The sequence below is a fragment of the Cupriavidus numazuensis genome (genome assembly GCF_905397435.1).
GTDB classification, from domain to species: domain Bacteria; phylum Pseudomonadota; class Gammaproteobacteria; order Burkholderiales; family Burkholderiaceae; genus Cupriavidus; species Cupriavidus numazuensis.
The window spans coordinates 1-2,634 of sequence record NZ_CAJPVI010000139.1; the positions used below are offsets into that span (position 1 = coordinate 1).

The 2,634-nt window shown below is 61.7% G+C and carries 2 protein-coding genes; one reads left to right on the forward strand and one right to left on the reverse strand.

The window, feature by feature from the left end; genetic code table 11:
- Positions 1-201: 201 nt before the first annotated feature.
- The gene (locus tag KHO41_RS40835; protein ID WP_211958868.1) at positions 202-1,995 is read right to left on the reverse strand and encodes a sigma-54-dependent Fis family transcriptional regulator; all 1,794 of its coding nucleotides are present in this window, start codon (positions 1,993-1,995) and stop codon (positions 202-204) included.
- A 436-nt stretch (positions 1,996-2,431) separates the two neighbouring features.
- On the opposite strand from KHO41_RS40835, the gene KHO41_RS40840 reads away from it, so the two are divergent.
- Positions 2,432-2,634 (forward strand): hypothetical protein (locus KHO41_RS40840; protein ID WP_211958869.1); only part of this gene is annotated, 203 nt, incomplete at its 3' end.

Consider the following 2,634-nt stretch of genomic DNA (forward strand, 5'->3'; position numbering starts at 1 on the left):
TGCCGCCGTGGAATTGATGGCCAGCGGCAACGACGCGCTTTTCTGCCTACTCTTTTGTCGCTCGGACAAAAGAGTAGGTCGCCGGCTACGCCGGCGAAACAGCGGCGCTAGCCAAGAACGAAACCCCATTCCCAACCACAAACCCCTCGTCGGCCACGCCAGCAGAACCAGCGGCGCCAGCCAAGCAAAACAAACCCACCCTCAACGAGCCCCCCCCTCCTCCTCCATCTTCTTAACCCGATACGCCAACTGCGCCCGCGTCATCCCCAGCAACCCCGCAGCGTGCGTGAAGTTCCCCTGCGCCGCCCGAAACGCAGCCTTGACCAGCGTGTTCTCGACATCGGTGAGCGACACATTAGACCGCGCGACGATGCCTTCGGCCCACAGCGTCAGTGCTTCGGTCTCCTGCGCAGCCTCCATCGAAACAGACTCCAGATGGAAGTCGCGCCGCTCTGCGAGCAACCCCTGCTCATTAGGGGCCATCGGAACGTGCGCGCCCATCTCGCTATCGACGGTGACAAGCTGATGGTAACCAAGCGGCTGGTCATCCTCACCAAGAATCACCCCGCGTTCGATCACGTTCTCCAGCTCGCGCACATTTCCGGGCCAGCGGTAGTTCAGAAGAATCTGGAGCGCCTGCGCCGTGACGCCGGGAATGCGCCGGCCGTAGCGCTCGCTGTACTTGCGCAGCAGATGCTCGAGCAATAGCGGAATGTCATCACGGCGTTCGCGCAGCGGCGGAATCTGGATCGGGAATACGTTCAGCCGGTAATAAAGATCCTGACGGAAGCGGCCTTCGCCAACCGCAACCCAGAGGTTTTCATTGGCGGCGGCAATGATGCGCACGTCGACGCGGCGCGTGACGGTACTGCCCAGCGGCTCGAACTCGCCCGTCTGGATCACGCGCAGCAGCTTGCCCTGCGCCGTCATCGGCAGGCTGCTGATTTCATCGAGGAACAGCGTGCCGCCGTCGGCCACCTGGAACCGCCCGCGTCGCGCTTCTCCCGCACCTGTATAGGCGCCGCGCTCTGCGCCGAATAGTTCGGCTTCCATCAACTGCTCGGGAATCGCCGCGCAGTTGAGCTCGAGGAAGGGCTTGTCCGAACGCGTGCTTTTGCGCTGGATTTCTCGCGCAAAGGCGCTCTTGCCGACACCGCTTTCCCCAAGCAGCAGCACCGTCGCCGTGGTCGGCGCGACGCGCTGGACCTTGTGCATGACGTTGTTGAACGCGACGGAAGCGCCAATCACGCCACGTCGCTCGCTGCGCTTCGTCGTGGTGTCATGGCGCACAGGAGCGGTCGAAGCCTCGGTACGCTGCGGCTGTTCCGGTGCAGACATCCGGAATGGCCGCGGCTCGAAGTACGCGAGATCCAGCTCTGCATCGGGCCAGTCCTCCACCGGACGCGCAATGCAGCGGCACACGTCCGATCCCATCGCGCGGCACTCGACTTCACGTACCAGGATGCGGCGGCCCACGCAGGTACTCAGGAAGCCGGAGGCATAGCCGACCTCCATCCAGCATGCAGGCGAAAACCCTACGCCGAACGCCTCGATGTGCAGCTGGTCCTCGTAGCTGTTCTTCCAGTAGAAATCGATGAAGCAGATGCCTTTTTCGATATCGAGGTTCTGCGAGACCACCGTGGGCGGGCTGACAATGCCTTGCAAGGCATGGAAGTACCCGCCGCTGATCAGCAGTCTGTCCACGGACGTTCCGGGCGGCTGCATCTTCAAGGCGAGTTCCGCATCGCGACACCCTGCGGAATAGCCGAAGCGCGTGAACAAGCCACGCGTCGCTTCCATCCCCACGCTCAGGATGAACTCCTGCCGCAACGCACCAAGCGATTCCGCGTGCAGCAGAACCATGCGCCGGCCCTCCAGCCAGATCAGTCCCTCCGCCGGATTGAAATGCAGTTGCTTGAGAATGTCGGCGGCCTGCAGACTGGGAACGAATTCCGCTGCCGGGTCGGCCGGCTTCCTGTTTCGGGTCTTGCTCAATGTCTTCCTCCTGCCTGACGCCAGCTCTCGCGTCCGGGGAACAGCTTCGCAGTTGCTGCCCTTCATTTGTCCGGAGCCGATTCGGCCTCAGTCCGAGGACGGCGAGATTCAACCCGGGACTACCTGCCAGTTTTTGCAAGCGGCGCTAAACGCCAGCAATCAGCATGCCAAGGTTGCCCTGCGCGTCGGCGGACACGTTGCGAGGTGGCTCATGTGCTTGAAATTCCTGGAAGTTTCTGCGAACGGCGAGACTCGAGCATACCTCCCGGCGTGCGACATGGAGGGGAATTACCTGACAATTTTCTGCAGCGAGGGGATCTTAAGCCTCCATTCGCTTGCGAATATTCGCAGGCGCAGCCCTGTGTGCTGTCAACACGACCTGAGTACCGGGCAGGGCGCCTCCGATGGAATCCCGATCGGCGCGTGTGCCGGTTCCATGGCGATCCACCAGTCAGAAGCTCGCAGCCAGGCTCAACGAGATGCCGGAGACGTTGTTTCCAAAAACGTATCGAACGAGCGCGCGAATCCTCGGTATGCAGTCATTTACCGGCGTCTATCAAACGGGTCGCTGAATGAGGATGATGGTGTCCACCCACCACAGGAGGATACCGATGAAAGAGAAATCCCCGGAACTGAAAG